This is a genomic window from Formosa sp. Hel1_33_131 (assembly GCF_001735745.1).
GTDB lineage: Bacteria > Bacteroidota > Bacteroidia > Flavobacteriales > Flavobacteriaceae > Hel1-33-131.
The window spans coordinates 711,207-729,448 of sequence record NZ_CP017260.1; the positions used below are offsets into that span (position 1 = coordinate 711,207).

An 18,242-nucleotide genomic window follows, 5' to 3' on the forward strand; every position below is an offset into this window, starting at 1 on the left:
TCGACTTCAAATATTTATCTTATTTTCGTTTAAAATTATAGATTGAGAAATGAGGTTATTAATAACTCCACTCCTGTAAGAATTTCTGAGCAATATGAATGGTGTCATGATTATTTTTTACATACTCACGCCCAGTAATAGATAGCTTCATAACTTCCTCTTTATTGTCTAATATCCATTCTACTTGACTATATATTTGATTGGCATCATTGGTGATGTTTATTAAGGGAGTCTGTTTTAATTTGTGTGTTTTTAAAAACACATCTTCACAACCGCCCATGACTACTTTACCCATTAACATACTTATCAAAGCATTCATTGTAGGTTCAATAAAATTAGTTTGATCAATTAAAATATTTGTTTTGTTTATTATCTGGATATATTTATTGTAGGGCAAACTATCCGTTCTTAAATATGTAAGGTCTGAAGGATATTTTGATACCATTGTATTCATAGCCTTATCAATAGCATTTGTTCCTTTAAAACCATATCTACCTAATTGTGCTCCATGATAGAAGATTATCTTATCTTTTAGAGTATTCTCCAAAGAGTTGTACTCTTCCGTATTAATTGGTTGTAATATAACTTTCCTACAATTAGAAAAATGTTTGTAAGGTATTTCATATGATAAACTTCCTGGGATAATTCCATGCACGTTTTCTGCTAAAAACCGATTTGCATCAATAAAACTATTTGAGGTTTCCCATATAGACTTTGTCTTTTTCTCATCTTTTAAAGCACCTCCATGAGGAGATTTATTAAATTTCCCTTCCCTGTAAGCTTTCCACCAAAAATAATCATCTCCAACTGCACTTAAAAAAACTTTTTTATTATTAAAAATCAGTTTTTTAAATAATTGAATATTATTTCCAAACCTAGAGAATACGTTTGGGTTTATAATCTGAATAATATCAAAATCTTTAAATGAATTGATTTTTGTGTTTTCTATCCAGATTCGTTTTATATTTGTTAGAAATTTGTTGTTGGATTGATAGGATAAATCAATGTCTCTATAAAAATTTTTATAATGATCACCAGCATTGGCTAAGACAACGTTATGATTAAGATGTTTTAATCCTTTTGCCAAATTGTTATGATAGTTACTATACTCTCCTAATAATAGTATATTTAGTTTTTTACCCATAATATTTTTCTGAAAACGATTAATTGAAATAGTAAACAAGTCATCGCAGTGAGCATATAAGCTAAAGTAACGCCTTCTAATCCGATTTTTTTTATCAGAATCGTTGACAATCCGACATAAAGTATAAACTGAATTAATTCATTCATAACATATAGTTTTACATGTGACTTAGCTAGTATCAAAAAACCGGTAACATAGCTGATTATTCTAAATCCATCTCCTATAAGTTGATACTTAAATAATGAAACAACTTTAATAAACTCTTCAGAATATAAAAACAAAACCACATAGTCTTTGAGAATGAATATAAGTAATGGGAAAATAATTGCTATTGGAATTACTATCTTATATATTTTATATAATTCTTTTCGTAAATCTTCTTTTTTAATTGATGAAAGGGTAGGCAATAGATAGGTACTATAAGATGTCGCCATAACCATTACAAGAACAGAAGACACTCTGATTAACGCTTCCCAGTGCCCTGCTTGCACTTCTCCGATTTCTGTGATTACTAGTGTACGAATAATAATATAAGCAACGGGGACGGTTGAGGCACTTACAAGTGCCATCACAGAATAGCTAAATAGTTTTTTAAAATATATTTTATCTATTATGACAAGCCGAAATATTGATTTCCACCAGTTTTGATTTCTAATTAAATATAAAGTACTAATGATAGCTATGGATTGGTTTATGGAAAAGGCAATTAATAACCCCTCCACTTTGAAAAAATATATAAATAATAAACTGATTATTAAACCTAATATATTAGAAATAATATTAGCAACTACAAATAACTTTAATTGCCGCATTCCATTTAAAACGGATACAAAAATTATATTAATTGCGTAAGGAATAATTGCAGCCGCAATAATAAAAAACAAATAGTTATAGTCAAGAGTAAAGAAAATATACATCCCTAATTGTTCTCTAAAAACAATAAGAAAAAGTCCACAAGTAAAAGATGAAAACAGTGAAATCTGAACAGAGGCATTAATTGGCATCTGTTGATTATTGTTTTCACTTTCTGCAACAAGTTTAACGATACCTTGTTGTACACCTCCAGTACTAAGTGTTCTTACAAAACTAACTAAATTATTGATTTGCCCTAACAAAACCATTCCTGAAGGCCCTAAAGATATGGCTATTACTTTAGTAATGACAATATTACTAATCACTCGAATTAAAGTAGAAATCCCAGTAAACAATGAAGAATTAACAAAATTCATTACAAAATGTTAGAATAGTTTGGGTTATTTTATTTAATTCCTGCTCAGATAAAGAGGCGTATAGAGGTAATCTCACTAATTTGTTTGCGTAATTTTCTGTAAATTTCAGTTTCTCCCCTTTATATTTCTTGTGATAAAAAGGGCTTTTATGTAATGACAAATAATGAAATACCGAATGAACTCCATTTTGTTTCAAATAATCAATAAATTTAGTTCTAGTTTTAATATCGGGCATCACCAAATAATACATATGAGCATTATTAGTTGAATAGGAAGGAAAAAAAGGCGTTTTGATACCGTATGTATTCACTGATTCTAAAGAGGTATTATAATAATTCCATATTACTAGTCTTTTATTTTGAATTTCATCTAAACTTTCCAACTGAGCGAATAAAAAACTAGCGATTATCTCCGAAGGAAGAAATGAACTCCCTAAATCTACCCAACCATATTTATCTACTTCTCCTCTAAAAAAAGAGGCTCTATTTGTTCCTTTTTCCCAAATAACTTCTGCTCTCGTTTTAAAACGGTCTTCATTTATTACCAACATCCCTCCTTCGCCCGAAATTATATTTTTGGTTTCATGAAAAGAAAAAGCGCTTAAATGACCTATACTTCCTAAAATTCTTTTCTTACCATCATTGCCAATGTAATAGCTATCAATAGCTTGGGCTGCATCTTCGATAACAAAAAGGTTATACGTATCCGCTATTTCCATAATCTTATCCATGTTGCAGGCAACACCTGCATAATGAACTGGCACTATCACTTTGGTTCTAGGAGTTATCAATTTTTCAATTGCGTGTTCATCCATTCCAGGATGATCACTTCTACTATCTACAAATATTATTTTGGCACCTCTAAGAACAAATGCATTCGCTGTAGAAACAAACGTATAAGAAGGCATTATCACCTCATCACCAGGTTGAATGTCAACTAAAATTGCAGCCATTTCCAATGCATCTGTGCATGAAGTTGTCAATAAACATTTATTAAAACCATAAGTAGTTTCAAAAAAATCGTGACATTTTTGAGTATAGTAACCGTTTCCTGATAATTTATTTAAATTCAGTAAATCAGAAATATACTCTATTTCTTTGCCAGTCAAGTAGGGTTTGTTAAATGGTATCATGGGGTCCAGTAATGATATATATATATTGTTGTTGTTGTTTTAAATCCGGTGTTAGTGTATAAGCTTAGCGCAGGCGTGTTAATTCCCTGAGTAACAACTTCAATTTTTTTAAAGTTGTTTAGTTTTGTTTGATTGATTGCTTTATTTACTAATTTTCGAGCAATCCCTTTGCCTCTTTCAGAACCTGCTACAGCTATCAACACTATTTCAGACACTCCTTTTCTCTGTACTGCTAATGAAATAAAACCAATTATTTTATTTGAATCGCCTATGTAGACATAAACATCATAATCGATAGAGTTATTTACAGATTTGATTAGCCATTCTTTATATAGTCTCTTAAATTCATTGTTAGAAAAATTACTATCAATATTAAACCTAGAATACTCACCACTTTCGTATGCTAAATGCACTAATTCTGATAAACTGTCAGTTAACGGATTAAATGATCTTATGAAATCAAAGTCTCTTTGAATTAATTCTCTGTTTCCTATTGTTTGACTGAATGTGATTTTTTTATCAACAAATTTAAATGGAGCATCAAAAATTTCATTCTCAGACATAACATAGACCAATTTGTAATTTTTGGCAGCATCTATAAAACTGGAGTTATCAAAACTCAATGAATCATTTATTGTTATTTTCCCTACTTTATATCCAAAAAACTCAGAATCCCAATCAAGCCTTTCTATTGTATATTGTTCCTTCATTTATTTTATAAATTATTTTAATATCCCACAGAAATCTAAAACGACTTTGTCGTCTGATAATGTGATGGTTTTAAACGCATCGTGAGCTACCAAAAACGCAATAATATCAGCTTGTTCCACTGCAATTTTATAGTCTGTTAATTTAAAACTGGGGTAAGATTCAATATTAGGTTCTACAATAAAATGAACCTGATTCTGTGCGTTTTGTAATATTTTTTGTGCAATATATTTGGCAGGTGATTCTCTGAGATCATCAATATTAGGTTTAAAAGCTAGGCCCATAATAGCCGTTTTTGGCTTTCGTTTGTATCGTAGTTCGAATTGTAATTTAGCATTCTCTATTTTTTCGACACACCAAAATGACTTGTAATTATTAATTTCTCGAGCAGCACCTATAATCTTGGATTCCATTGGAAAATCAGACACAATAAAATAAGGATCTACAGCTATGCAATGGCCCCCTACTCCACAACCTGGTTGTAATATTTGAACTCTGGGGTGTTTATTGGCTAAAGTTATGAGCTCCCAAACATCAATATCTGCTTTATCACAAATAAGAGATAACTCATTCGCAAAAGCAATTTGCACATCTCTCGAAGAATTTTCGACGAGCTTACACATTTCTGCGGTTCGAGCATTCGTAGGGTGTAACGCCCCTTTTATATACTTTTGATAAAAAGCGATTGCTTTTTGTGTAGAAGCTTCATTGACACCACCGATTACTCTATCATTGTGTACCAACTCATACATTACATTTCCTGGCAACACTCGCTCTGGGCAATAGGCAATGTGCAATTTATCTTTTAATTCTGGACGTTCTCTATAAATAAGCGACATCATTTTTTCGGTAGTCCCAACAGGTGAAGTAGATTCAATAATATACAAATCACCTTCTTTGAATAATTGTATTAACCCTCTAGTCGCTGCTTCAACATAAGAAGTGTCTGGCTCATTTTTGGCTTTAAAAGGAGTGGGCACAACAATAATATAAGTGCACGCTTCTACTGGAGTTTCAGATGCATTAAGATAACCGCCTTCAACAGCTTTGGCGACGGCATAATCTAATTCTGGTTCAACAATATGGACCTTTCCTTGGTTAATGGTTTCAACTACTTTTGGATTGACATCTACTCCGTACACATATACCGAGTTTGAGGCTATTAAGGCTGCTGTAGGTAAGCCAATATAGCCTAATCCAATCATAACAACTTCTGGGTTATTCATTTGTCTTTAGGGATTGTTTTATTAATTAATTTGGTAACTGCGTAATAAATTTCACAATTCGCTCACTAGTTTTTCCATCGCCATAAGGATTGTGCAGTCGGCTCATGGATTCAAAACGTGTAATATTATTTAAAAGGTCTAATGTTTCTTTAACTATAAGGTTTTTATTTGTTCCTACCAAACATACCGTACCCTGTTCAACAGCTTCAGGACGCTCAGTTGTATCTCGCAGCACTAACACTGGCTTACCAAGACTGGGGGCTTCTTCTTGTATTCCTCCACTATCTGTAATTATTAATTTAGAACGATTCATCATCCAAATAAAATCTTCATAAGCGAGTGGATCTATAAGTAGAATATTATCAACATGGGATAAAATTCGTTTTACAGGCTCTTGAACATTTGGATTTAAGTGAACGGGGTAAACAATAACTCTATCAGAATCATCTTTAGCAATTGCTTTTAAAGCTTCACAAATTCTAACAAATCCATCACCATGATTCTCTCTTCTATGACAGGTTACTAAAATCAGTTCCTTTTGTCCAATCGTTTTTGATAGTTTTTGAATCAAAGCACTCGGATTTTCTTTAACACGCTCTACACTTTCCAATAACGCATCAATCACAGTATTTCCTGTCACTAAAATTGTTTTTTCTTGTATATTTTCAGCCAACAAATTTAACTTAGAAGTCGGAGTAGGTGCAAAATGATAATCACATATACGTCCCGTAATTTGCCGATTCATTTCTTCTGGGAAAGGAGCATATTTATTGTGCGTTCTAAGGCCAGCTTCCACATGACAAACTTTGGCTCCACTATAAAACGAAGCGAGACTCCCTGCCATAGTCGTCGTGGTATCTCCATGAACAAACACATAATCAGGTTTAAAATCATCCAGAACAGCTTTCATATTTGTAATGATGTCCGCAGTTAAACCATATAAGTTTTGACCTTTTTTCATGAGGTCAAGGTCATAATCCGGTGTGATGTTAAAAAAATTCAATACTTGATCCAACATTTCACGATGTTGAGCGGTCACACAAACTTTGGTATTGAAAAACCTAGGGTATTTGTAAAACTCTTTAACTAGGGGTGCCATTTTTATGGCTTCTGGGCGGGTGCCAAAAACGATCAAAACATGTTTCATTTGGGTAAGAAATTTAAAATTGATTAATGTGGATTCGGTATTTTAAATAGACGTTATAGCATTCTTATATGCGCTAATAATATCTTTAATATCAAAAAGTGATTCGGCCCTTCTTCTACCAGACTCCCCCATTTTAATCCGTTGTTCAGGGCTTAAGCTTAACATTTTTTCCATTTTCAGAAACAAATCATTAGAATCCTTCACCTGACATAAAAAACCGGTTTCATCATCTACGATAACATCTTTGCACCCTGGAGTATCCGTGGTAATAATTGGCAAGGACATACTCGAACCTTCAATAAGTGCTTTAGACAGTCCTTCTCTGTAAGAAGGAAGCACCAAACAATCAGAATTTTCCATGACAGTTTTCACTTGATCTGTAAACCCTAAATAGTTGATAATTTCATCAGCAACCCAGCCATTCATTTCATCCTTTTGAATCGCCGACGTGTTTTGTGGGCAAAAAGCCCCCAATACCTGAAACCTTACCTTAGGGTGCTTTAGTTTTATAAGTTTTGCAGCTTCAACAAATTCAAGAATCCCTTTGTCCTTTAGAAGGCGTCCTACAAAGAGGAATGTGAAATTTTTTGAGCGATATTTATGACTATTTTTAAATTTAGAGATATCAACTCCACAACCATTTATGATTCGAGCTTTATCAGCAGAAACGATTTGCTGATCGATAAATAATTTTTGATCGTGTTTGTTTTGAAAAAAAATTATTTTCGCGAATTTTTGAGAAAATTTATACAACTGAATTGCAATAGTGGTTAAAAAGGACCTTTTGATAAAAAGTGTGCCTAAACCTGATATATTATTTACAACTGGGATACTGAGCATCTTAGCAGCTAAGGTTCCATAAATATTAGGTTTAATCGTGTTATGACAGATTAAATCTGGTTTGATTGATTTATAAATTTTATAATACCTAAAAATCAATAAAATATCTTGGAGTGGGTTTGTTTTATTATTATTAACTTTTAAAGGAACAAACATAACCCCTGATGCTACAAGCTTTTGAGCATAATTATCAGAAGTAGCAACTGTATAGATTTCATGTCCATCGCTTTGCAACGATTTAAGTAGCTCTAATCTGAAATTAAAAACATACCATGCCACACTCGATGAAAAAACTATTTTCATCCTTTGTGAAAGCAATTTATATGTGATTGAAACAATAGTTTAATCAATTGAAAAAAAATATTGTATTATTAAATTTAAACCTAAGTATGAAAGTGTTTAAATAAACCCCTTCAAATACGCATAATAATCGCCTTTCAGATTGGCTATGCGTTGGGATAAATCGGGCTTTGAGATCCAATCGTTATTTAAGGCAATTTCTTCGGGGCAGGCTATTTTTTGACCCGTTCGTTTTTCTATGGTTTTTACAAACTCGGTCGCTTCTGCCAAGGCTTCGTGTGTACCAGTGTCAAGCCATGCAAAACCACGGCTCAGAATCTCCATTTTTAAATTCTCTTGCTGTAAATAAGCTTCATTCACCGAGGTAATTTCTAACTCACCTCTTTTGGACGGTTCAATTTTTTTGGCAATTTGAATCACAGAATTCGGATAAAAATACAATCCTACTACTGCATAATTGGATTTTGGTTCTAAAGGCTTTTCTTCAATACTCACCACATTATTGTCGGCATCAAATTCAGCAACACCATAACGTTCTGGATCTTTGACATAACTTCCAAACACCACTGCTTTTTGATCTTTTTTAACGGTTTCTACTGCAGAATTTAAAAGGTTTTGAAGTCCAGCTCCGTAAAAAATATTATCTCCTAACACCATACACACAGCGTCGGTGCCAATAAATTTTTCACCAATGATAAAGGCTTGTGCCAATCCATCGGGGGACGGTTGTTCTTCATAAGAAAGTGAAATTCCAAAATTAGAACCATCGCCAAGCAATTGCTTAAAATTAGGTAAATCGTGTGGGGTAGAAATAATCAGAATCTCCTTAATCCCTGCAATCATTAATACAGACAACGGATAGTAAATCATTGGCTTGTCATACACAGGCAACAATTGTTTACTAACACTTAACGTTAATGGATGTAAACGTGTTCCTGAGCCTCCTGCAAGTATAATTCCCTTCATCTTAGCTGTATTGTTGTTTGTAATAATTTATATAATCTCCCGAAGTAATATGATCGAGCCATTTCGTATTTTCTAAATACCAATCAATGGTTTTAGACAGTCCTTCTTCAAAAGTAACCGAAGGATTCCATCCCAATTCTTTTTGAATTTTAGTCGCATCAATCGCATAGCGTAAATCATGTCCGGGACGGTCTTTTACATAAGAGATGAGTGCTTCACTACTCCCTTTGGTTCTATTTAGTTTTACATCCATTTGCTGACAAAGGAGTTTTACTAAATCAATATTTTTCCATTCATTGAACCCTCCAATATTGTAAGTTTCATGATTATTACCTTTATGAAATACCAAATCAATGGCCAAGGCATGATCGATGACATACAGCCAATCGCGGGTATAATTCCCATCGCCATACACAGGCAAGGCTTGATTTTGAATGATATTATTTATAAATAAAGGAATCAATTTTTCTGGAAATTGATACGCTCCATAATTGTTAGAACAATTGGAAATCACATACGGCAATCCGTATGTTTCGCCATAAGCTCTCACAAAATGATCGGAGCTCGCTTTAGATGCCGAATAAGGGGAGTTGGGATCGTAAGCCGTTGACTCTTCAAACAAGCCAGTCGCTCCTAAGCTGCCATAAACCTCATCGGTACTGATGTGATAAAATCGCTTTCCTTCCCAGTTGGATTGCCATAAATTTTTGAACGCATTTAATAAAATCATCGTTCCTAAAATATTTGTTTTGGCAAATGCCAACGGATCTTTTATAGACCGGTCTACATGCGATTCTGCTGCCAAATGAATCACTCCTTGAAATTGATGGGTTTCAAAAAGCGTATTAATGAAATCTTCATCACAAATATCGCCTTTTAAAAAAGTGTAATTGTTTTGGGCTTCAATATCTGCAAGGTTTTCTAAATTCCCTGCGTAGGTTAATGCATCTAAATTAAAAACATGGTAATTCGGATAGGCGGTCACAAATTGTCTTACGACATGAGAGCCTATAAATCCTGCACCACCTGTGATTAATATCTTTTTCATTTATTATAATAAGTCTTATACCACTCAACGAAAGCTTCTACGCCAGTTTCTAAGGGTGTGGAAGGTTGGTAGTCATAGTCGGTTTTTAGATGCTCTACATTTGCCCAGGTCTGATTTACATCCCCCGCTTGCATTGGCATCATTATACGTTCCGTTGTTTTGCCTGTGCTTTTTTCAATCGCTTCAATAAAATCTAAAAGCTGCACGGGCTGACTGTTACCAATATTATATAATTTGTATAACTCCTTTTCTTTAAAGCTCTTTAAAAGTGTATTTTCAACCCCTTCAATAATATCATCGATGTATGTGAAATCTCGAGAGAGGTTACCCTCATTAAAAACCTTAATCGGTTGGTTATTTAAAATGGCTTCTGTGAACAGGAACAAGGCCATATCTGGACGTCCCCAAGGACCATAGACTGTGAAAAATCGCAATCCAATCGTTTCAATGTTGTAAAGATGGCTGTAGGTATGTGCCATCAACTCATTGGATTTTTTGGTGGCCGCATACAAACTAATTGGCTGATCTACCACAGCAGTTTCTTCAAAAGGAACCGCCTCACTATTTCCATACACACTTGAGCTGCTCGCATACACTAAGCGAGGCACTTTATGATGTCGACAACATTCTAAAATATTAAGAAATCCAGATACATTACTGTCAATATAGGCTTCTGGATTTTCAATCGAATAACGCACACCTGCTTGAGCTGCCAAGTTACAAACACTCTCAAATTGATAGGTTTTAAATAGCTTGGGTAAAGCCTTTCGGTCTTCAAGGTTTAAACGAATGAATTGAAATTGATCTCCATAAACAGCGCTTGAAACAACGGTGTCAAAATGCTCAGCATCTGACCGATGGATTCCCAATTCTTTGAGTCGACCATATTTCAGTTCGACGTTGTAATAATCATTTATATTATCCAATCCAACCACACGGTGTCCTTGCTTCAGAAGGCGTTCACAGAGGTGAAATCCAATAAAACCCGCCGCACCAGTAACTAAGATTGTTTGTGAACTCATATTATCTTCCAATTGCTTTGTAAGTGAATCCAATTGTTTCAAGCGCTGCTTGGTCTAAAATATTACGACCATCAAAAATAAAAGCTGGTTTGAGCATACCATCGTAAATTTTTTGCCAATCATAGGTTTTAAATTCATCCCATTCTGTAATCACCGCCAGTGCATGCGCACCTTCTAAGGCTGTATATGGATTGTTATGAATATCTAAAAACTGACTGTTTTCTGTTTCTGTTCTGCTGTTTAATCCATTCAAATCAGAATGCATTTGAACTGCAGTTACTTTCGGGTCATAGACTTGTATGTGTGCTTGCTCTTCAATCAGCTTATCGGCAATATAAATCGCTGCAGATTCTCTGGTATCATTGGTGTCTTTCTTAAAAGCCCATCCTAAAAACCCGATTTTTTTCCCTGCAACAGTCCCGTATAAAGAGGTGACTATTTGCTGTGCAAACCGACTGCGTTGATGGTTGTTCATGATGATGACTTGCTCCCAATAATTAGCAGCTTCGTCCAACCCTAAGGATTTACATATATATACTAAATTTAAAATGTCTTTTTGAAAACAAGAGCCTCCAAATCCTACAGAAGCTTTTAAGAATTTCGGACCGATCCGTGAATCCGTTCCAATCGCTTTGGCAACATCGTCAATATTAGCGCCAGTCGATTCACAAAGTTCCGTCAAAGCATTAATAGAAGAGACACGCTGTGCTAAAAATGCATTTGCCGTCAATTTTGACAACTCTGAGGACCATAGATTTGTAGTGATAATTTGATTTTTTGGAACCCAAGTCGCATAAATATTTACCAAGGCCTCAATGGCTTTGAGTCCACTTTCCGTTTGGTCGCCTCCGATCAAAACACGGTCCGGTGCTTCCAAATCTTGAACTGCGGTGCCTTCCGCTAAAAACTCTGGGTTGGAGAGTATTTCAAAATTAACCCCCGTTCCTGTATTTTCTAAGATGTCTTTAATCGCCTCGGCTGTTTTTACAGGTAAGGTCGATTTTTCAACAACAATTTTATCAGAGGTTGCTATTTTAGCGATTTGACGCGCACAGAGCTCTACATATTGTAAATCTGCTGCCATACCTTTTCCTGCACCATAAGTTTTTGTGGGGGTATTGACCGATATAAAAATCATATCTGCTTCGTGAATCGCCCCTTCAACATCTGTCGAGAAAAACAAATTTCGACCACGCGCTTCTGCAACTACGGCGTCTAGTCCAGGTTCAAAAATAGGAAGTTTGTCTAAATCTTCTGAATTCCAAGCATCAATACGCGCTTGATTCATATCCACTACAATCACTTTTATAGAAGGATTTTTTTGGGCAATGACCGACATTGTTGGCCCACCTACATAGCCTGCTCCAATACAACAAATTGTACTTATACTCATTTTTGGTTAACTTTTAAACTGTTCCCAATACCATTCTACAGCGTTTTTAAGTCCGCTTTCGAAGTTATGGGTTGGTTTGTAATTTAATAATTTGACTGCTTTGTCAATGGAGGCCTGAGAGTGAGGAATGTCTCCTAACCGGTTTGGACCATGAATCTCTTTAACGTTTGCAATCGCTGGGTCAAATTTAGATAAATATTTTTTTAAACTATGCACAAGTTGGACTAAAGTCGTCCGATCGCCCACAGCAGTGTTGTATATTTGATTTAATGCCGACTCTGTTTTGGTTGTTAACGCTAAAAGATTCATTCTTATAACGTTGTCAATATAAGTAAAATCCCGAGAATTTGAACCATCTCCATTGATGACAGGTGCTTCGTGATTCATCAATTGAATAACAAATTTTGGAATGACCGCCGCATAGGCTCCATTTGGATCTTGTTTTCTTCCAAAAACATTAAAATACCGCAATCCGATAGTGTCTAAATTAAAACTACTTTTAAAGATGGTTGCATATAATTCGTTGACATACTTCGTAATGGCATAGGGCGATAAGGGTGCGCCGATTTCATCTTCTTTTTTGGGAAGTTTGATAGAATCCCCATAAGTAGAACTACTAGCGGCATATACAAAACGTTTCACTTGTTGATCTCTGGAGGCGATGAGCATATTTAGGAATCCATCAACATTGACGGCATTCGTTGTTATTGGATCTTTGATGGAACGTGGCACAGAACCCAACGCTGCTTGATGGAGCACACAATCAACTTGATGACAGGCTTTTTGACAGGCTTCTAAATTTCTAATATCTGCTTCTATAAACTGAAAGTTCTTGTGGTTTAAAAAGGGTTGGATATTGTGCATAAAACCCGTCGCTAAATTATCCAAACAGCGAACTTTTACATCGAGTTTCAATAAGGCTTCACATAAGTTTGATCCTATAAACCCAGCGCCGCCAGTGACTAAAACCGTTTTATTTTTTAAATTTTTAAACATCATTATAATTTTGCGTCTGCTTTATGCCCTAATACTCCTTTTACGTCATACACCACTGATTTCTTTTTCAGTAAAGGTTTCAGATCCAATTGAATAAATTCTTTATGAGATACCGCAAGTACAATGGCATCAAACGGTTCTTTAGGTATTTGTTGAGTTGAGTCAAGTTGATAAACCTCTTGAACTTCTGATGGAGTCGCCCAAGGATCGTAAATGGTGACATTCATTCCATAATTATGGAGATGAGAAATCACATCCACCACTTTTGTATTTCTGACATCAGGACAATTTTCTTTGAACGTAATCCCTAAAATAAGCACTTTTGATCCTTTAATTTTAATGTCTTTTTTTACTAATAATTTTAAAATCTGTGTGGCAACATGTTCGCCCATAGAGTCGTTTAAGCGACGGCCTGCCAAAATAATTTCGGGATGGTACCCGACTTCCTGTGCTTTTTGCGCTAAATAATACGGGTCAACGCCAATACAATGCCCGCCAACCAAACCGGGTTTGAAAGGCAAAAAATTCCATTTGGTACCAGCTGCTTTTAGAACTGCCTCGGTATCAATATCTAAAAGGTTGAATATTTTTGCCAGTTCATTAACAAATGCGATGTTGATATCACGCTGTGCGTTTTCAATCACTTTGGCCGCTTCGGCTACTTTTATACAGGGTGCCATGTGCGTTCCTGCGGTTATAATTGATTGGTATAACTCATCAATCACTATTGCAGATTCTGGCGTTGAACCTGAAGTTACTTTTAAAATTTTGGTAACAGTTCTCTTTTTATCCCCAGGGTTGATTCGTTCTGGGGAATAGCCTACAAAAAAGTCTGAATTAAATTTCAAACCACTTGTTTTTTCTAAGACAGGTACACATTCATCTTCAGTAACACCCGGATAGACGGTGCTTTCATAAATCACTATATCGCCTTTTTTAAGCACATTACCCACTGTTTCAGATGCCTTTAGTAAAGGCGTTAAAACGGGGCGGTTATTTTTGTCGGTTGGCGTTGGAACTGTAATAATATAAACATTCGCATCCGAAATATCCATGCGATCCAAAGAGGGTAAAAACCCAAATGAACGCTTTTGCAAAGCCATTAAATTTGGCACTAAAACCGAAGACAATACCTCAGCATCAACCTCTAAAGTAGTATCAATCGCGTTTTTTAATTCTTTGATGCGCCTCATGGTAATATCAAAACCAACGGTTGGATACTTTTTAGCAAATTCGATAGCAAGTGGGAGGCCGACATAGCCCAGTCCAATGACTGCTATTTTTTTAGGGGAATTCATAGGTTAAATTGTGGGTGATTTAGAATTCTAATGGTTTGGGGACGATTCAGAATTATTTTTGTCGTATAACTCGATTCCATCGCCCTGAACTGGAGAATTTATATAAAACAATACGGTTCGTTCTATAATGTCTTTTAATTTTCGTTGCAATTTTTTTAAATAAACAGTGTCAATTTTATCTCCAATTAGAATTATTTCAATGGTTCCCGTATCGTGACCCAAGGCATAATCGCCAATCAAAATAATTTTACTGACATCGCCCATTTGGGTTAGAACTGATTCAACAATTTGTTCAAGGCCGAGGTGCTTATGAATGACTTTTTGAAGGACTTTAAAAAGCGTGTGGTCGGTATTCGCAGAATAAAAGATTTTGTTTTATTTTTCCATTGAATCAAATAGCCCGCATCGGACAAATTATTTAATTCCCTACGGATGGCATTTGTCGATTCACCAAACTCAACAGCAAGCCCATTTAAATAACCGCTGTTCGCTGCATTTATAAAAAACTTCACCAACATGCGAAGTCTGGTACGAGATGTAATAAGTGATTTTAACACGTTTGAAAAAAGGGACTAATAGTGGGGTGAAATGACCAGATTGTCATTGATTAGCACGGCTTCGCCGCTGTGACTCCCATAGAATTTGTAACAAAATAGATACTAAATAGAGATGGGGTCTCAGTTATTAATTTCAAGCAATAAATTTACTTGATTATTTTTTTATTTCAAAATAAAATATTAATATTTTGATATTATCAGGTTAAAAATTATGATAATTGGAATTTAAGCATATAGCCTAATGAGTCTATAACCACACAGCATTGGTTCCCTGAAGTGTACTTTACAGTCCCTGTAGATTCCGAAATACCAAAGGGTTTTAAATCTATTTTAGTGCCTGGGGCAAATTTTTGAAGCGTGACGGATGAAAATTCTTGATCGGCTACTTTTCGCAAAACGGCTACTTCATCTTCTCTCACTATTGCGGGTTGTCCTTTCCAGAACAAATACCGTCGGACGTGAGGGATGTCAAACACAATATCTCTTAAATTATTAGAAATTTTAACAAGCAACATGGATGGCAAAAGAGGGGTTTTAATTTTCTTTTTACGGTCACTCCACTGACGCAACTCTGTCCGTACAGGGCAGTATGCTTCAATTCCGATCTCATTTAATCTGGATTCTACTTTTTTTTCGTTTCTTGGCTTTGTCACCAAAACGAACCAATTGTTTTTATTTTCGAGCATATATTAATCATAAAGAAAAAAGCATTCAGTTGCTTTAAGCTTCACATAATTAATATCTCAAAAAGTGTCATTGGTTAAAAACACTTAGTGTTGAATTGTTGTGCAATTTATAAAACTTATTTTAAAATCACACAAATTTTTTACTTGAAATATCAAAAAAAATGAAATTACCTTCTTAAAAAAAATAATTCTAAAGTGAAAATTTCGTGATAATGAATTCCTAAATTAAAAAAATATATCTTTGCACTAAATTACAACACATGTTAAAAGCCCCATCTCTTAGCAAACAAATGAAAGAACAACAGTTACTGTGGTTCAGTTCCTCTAACAGTTATGTTATTGTAGATGAGCACATTAACGAACTTATAAATTTGTTTGTTACAAATACTGAAAAATCCAGTTTCATCAGCGCTGCTTCTAAAACCATTGGGGTGACCGATTCTCAGTCTGAGATTTTTTATGATGAAATTAATCAACTTTTTTCAACCAATACTTTTGAGAATAAAAACACAAGCAAAGACCTTCCTTTTGACGCCTCTTTTAGAGCCTATTCTGAAACTTATATTGTGAATGGCGCAGCCCTACAAGTAAACTATAGCCACAAGCGTGTTAAAGAAATTTTACACCCTCAAATAGCACATTTAGTTTCAGAAAAATCTAACAACGTTCCTCAAACTATTTTTGATATTTTCTATGCAAACAACACATTGTATTTTTATAAAAACACGGTTTTAATTGATTCCTATGAGGCGAAGAATTATCATGTCCTTCAAGGTAATTTTTGCATGCAATTGTTATGCGTCCTTCATGGAAAAACTGAAGATGACTGGTTAGGAACCATCCACGCCTCTACGGTTACCAATGACAAAGAAGCCATTTTAGTGATTGGAAAATCTGGAAGGGGAAAAAGCACCTTTACAGCCCATGCGATGGCCGCAGGGATGAATTTAGTGGCAGATGACTTTTCGCCTATTTTAGCCAAAAACAAACAGGTTTATACATACCCAGCTGCTATTTCTATCAAATCTGGCGCCTTTGAATCGCTTTCAAAAATGATCCCCGGTTTTGACGAATTGCCGCTTATTTTTAAAGGTGAAGAAAAAGGTTCGGTAAAATTTGTAGTACCCTTTCAAAATAAAAACACAAAACCTCAACAAAGTTATCCCTGTCAAAAAATGGTGAGTATTCACTATAAGCCTGAATCAAAAACGGAGCTTAAAGAAATTCCATTTTCTGAAGCCATGGAAATTTTTGTGCCGGATTCATGGATCTCGCCCAAAGAAGTCGATGCTAAAGAATTTATGGACTGGATTGAGGGCTTGTCCTTTTATGAATTGACTTACTCCGACACTCCTGAAGCCTTAGAAGTGTTTTCAAAACTTTTTAATTCGCAAGGATGAAAAAATCCAAAGCGAGTATCGCGAACATCCTAAGTTTTGAGCCGAATGAATCTGAGTTAAGAACGCAGTTAGGTCACAAAAACATGGATTGGGAGTGGTTTGTAAAAGCAAGTAGCCAACTGGGTGTGATGACAACTGCCTATTGTCGCTTGGAACAAAAAGGACTTCTTGATCTGGTCTCTGAAGATTTGAATGCTTATTTGAGTGGAATTACAAAAATAAATCGAAATAGAAATCAAACCTTACTCAATCAGGTCAAGGAACTGAGTGCGCTTTTTAATGCACATGGAATTAACCATGTGTTTACAAAAGGCTGTGCGCTATTGGCATCTGGATATTTTAAGGATTTTGGCGAACGCTTGATCGGAGATATTGATTTGTTGGTTGAGCCCACCAATCTATACAAAGCCGAACAATTGCTTTTAAACCTAGAATATGTTTCTGCGAAGCCGACTCTATTTGGAAAACACAAAAGACACAGACACCTCCCAAGACTGGTGCATCCTGATATGTTGGGAGCAGTAGAAATTCACTCTAAATTATTAAGAAAAAACATCCCAAAAGTCTTAAACTCAGAAGAAATTCTGAACGATAGAATTATCATCAACCAGATTTATGTTCCTAATGCTGATGCAAATTTAGACATCCTTATTTTAAACGATATGGTCAACGATTTTGGCTATTTGTTAAAATCAACAAATTTCAAATCTTGCTATGACAGTTTGGTTTTAGAGCAGCAAATAAACCCATCTAAAGACAATCACACGACTTCAAAATACCATCGTGTTTTTTATACTTTGAGAGATTCCTATTTTGAACCACTCGCAGAAGGTTCCAAAAACATAAATAGTTCTGTGGTTAAAAACTTTTATAAACACCTAAACAAAAACGGGATTGTACGACGGATTTATACAGGACTTGTGAAGGTCAATATTGGGCTCATCACCTGTCTAGAAGGTGTGAAGTTATTTGTGAAAAACAAACGTTTCAGAGCAGATGTTTGGAACCATAAATCCGAAGTCATCAAACTATTTAGGGGTGAAAAATAGTCTGAAAAACCATATTAAAAAGATAAAAAACTTTGCTTTGTCAACCTGAAATTAATTAAAAATAAAAGATTTTCCAGTTTTTAGACAACCTCTTTGTGACC

17 protein-coding genes are annotated in these 18,242 nt (G+C 34.9%); 2 read left to right on the plus strand and 15 right to left on the minus strand.

The window, feature by feature from the left end; translation table 11 throughout:
- Positions 1–58: 58 nt before the first annotated feature.
- From FORMB_RS03140 to FORMB_RS03210, 15 genes are all read right to left on the minus strand, one after another.
- Positions 59–1,144 (minus strand): glycosyltransferase, encoded by a 1,086-nt coding sequence (locus FORMB_RS03140; protein ID WP_069676069.1) that lies wholly within the window; start codon positions 1,142–1,144, stop codon positions 59–61.
- On the minus strand, positions 1,129–2,373 hold the full coding sequence (locus tag FORMB_RS03145; protein ID WP_069676070.1) for an O-antigen translocase: 1,245 nt from the start codon (positions 2,371–2,373) through the stop codon (positions 1,129–1,131). Before FORMB_RS03145 ends, FORMB_RS03140 begins: the two co-directional genes overlap by 16 nt.
- Positions 2,360–3,481 (minus strand): dTDP-4-amino-4,6-dideoxygalactose transaminase, encoded by a 1,122-nt coding sequence (gene rffA / locus FORMB_RS03150; protein ID WP_442856527.1) that lies wholly within the window; start codon positions 3,479–3,481, stop codon positions 2,360–2,362. The genes FORMB_RS03145 and rffA overlap by 14 nt, the downstream gene beginning before the upstream one ends.
- Before the next feature lie 20 nt (positions 3,482–3,501).
- Positions 3,502–4,215, minus strand: coding sequence for a GNAT family N-acetyltransferase (locus FORMB_RS03155; RefSeq protein ID WP_069676072.1), 714 nt, complete (start codon positions 4,213–4,215; stop codon positions 3,502–3,504).
- Between the two features lie 12 nt (positions 4,216–4,227).
- Positions 4,228–5,439, minus strand: coding sequence for a UDP-N-acetyl-D-mannosamine dehydrogenase (wecC, locus tag FORMB_RS03160; protein ID WP_069676073.1), 1,212 nt, complete (start codon positions 5,437–5,439; stop codon positions 4,228–4,230).
- 25 nt (positions 5,440–5,464) lie between these two features.
- The gene (gene wecB, locus FORMB_RS03165; protein WP_069676074.1) at positions 5,465–6,586 is read right to left on the minus strand and encodes a non-hydrolyzing UDP-N-acetylglucosamine 2-epimerase; all 1,122 of its coding nucleotides are present in this window, start codon (positions 6,584–6,586) and stop codon (positions 5,465–5,467) included.
- Positions 6,587–6,628: 42 nt separating this feature from the next.
- The gene (locus FORMB_RS03170; RefSeq protein WP_069676075.1) at positions 6,629–7,729 is read right to left on the minus strand and encodes a glycosyltransferase family 4 protein; all 1,101 of its coding nucleotides are present in this window, start codon (positions 7,727–7,729) and stop codon (positions 6,629–6,631) included.
- A 96-nt stretch (positions 7,730–7,825) separates the two neighbouring features.
- Complete coding sequence (gene rfbA / locus FORMB_RS03175) at positions 7,826–8,692, minus strand: glucose-1-phosphate thymidylyltransferase RfbA (RefSeq protein WP_069676076.1); 867 nt, start codon at positions 8,690–8,692, stop codon at positions 7,826–7,828.
- Between the two features lies 1 nt (position 8,693).
- Entirely contained in the window at positions 8,694–9,740 is a 1,047-nt protein-coding gene (rfbB, locus tag FORMB_RS03180) for a dTDP-glucose 4,6-dehydratase (RefSeq protein ID WP_069676077.1), read from the minus strand.
- The gene (locus FORMB_RS03185; RefSeq protein WP_069677878.1) at positions 9,737–10,762 is read right to left on the minus strand and encodes an NAD-dependent epimerase; all 1,026 of its coding nucleotides are present in this window, start codon (positions 10,760–10,762) and stop codon (positions 9,737–9,739) included. The genes rfbB and FORMB_RS03185 overlap by 4 nt, the downstream gene beginning before the upstream one ends.
- Before the next feature lies 1 nt (position 10,763).
- Positions 10,764–12,155 carry a nucleotide sugar dehydrogenase gene (locus tag FORMB_RS03190; RefSeq protein ID WP_069676078.1) on the minus strand — a complete coding sequence of 464 codons (1,392 nt, stop codon included), beginning with the start codon at positions 12,153–12,155 and terminating at the stop codon, positions 10,764–10,766.
- Between the two features lie 6 nt (positions 12,156–12,161).
- Positions 12,162–13,154: an SDR family oxidoreductase gene (locus FORMB_RS03195; protein ID WP_069676079.1), complete on the minus strand. Its 993-nt coding sequence runs from the start codon at positions 13,152–13,154 to the stop codon at positions 12,162–12,164.
- On the minus strand, positions 13,154–14,449 hold the full coding sequence (locus tag FORMB_RS03200) for a nucleotide sugar dehydrogenase (RefSeq protein WP_069676080.1): 1,296 nt from the start codon (positions 14,447–14,449) through the stop codon (positions 13,154–13,156). The genes FORMB_RS03195 and FORMB_RS03200 overlap by 1 nt, the downstream gene beginning before the upstream one ends.
- A 27-nt stretch (positions 14,450–14,476) precedes the next feature.
- Positions 14,477–14,713: a hypothetical protein gene (locus FORMB_RS13100; protein ID WP_197493491.1), complete on the minus strand. Its 237-nt coding sequence runs from the start codon at positions 14,711–14,713 to the stop codon at positions 14,477–14,479.
- Positions 14,714–15,215: 502 nt separating this feature from the next.
- Positions 15,216–15,692, minus strand: a complete 477-nt coding sequence (locus FORMB_RS03210; protein ID WP_069676081.1) for a UpxY family transcription antiterminator — start codon at positions 15,690–15,692, stop codon at positions 15,216–15,218.
- A 260-nt stretch (positions 15,693–15,952) separates the two neighbouring features.
- On the opposite strand from FORMB_RS03210, the gene FORMB_RS03215 reads away from it, so the two are divergent.
- Both FORMB_RS03215 and FORMB_RS03220 read left to right on the plus strand, forming a co-directional pair.
- Positions 15,953–17,092, plus strand: a complete 1,140-nt coding sequence (locus FORMB_RS03215; protein ID WP_069676082.1) for a hypothetical protein — start codon at positions 15,953–15,955, stop codon at positions 17,090–17,092.
- Complete coding sequence (locus tag FORMB_RS03220; RefSeq protein ID WP_069676083.1) at positions 17,089–18,141, plus strand: nucleotidyltransferase family protein; 1,053 nt, start codon at positions 17,089–17,091, stop codon at positions 18,139–18,141. The genes FORMB_RS03215 and FORMB_RS03220 overlap by 4 nt, the downstream gene beginning before the upstream one ends.
- Positions 18,142–18,242 lie beyond the last annotated feature (101 nt).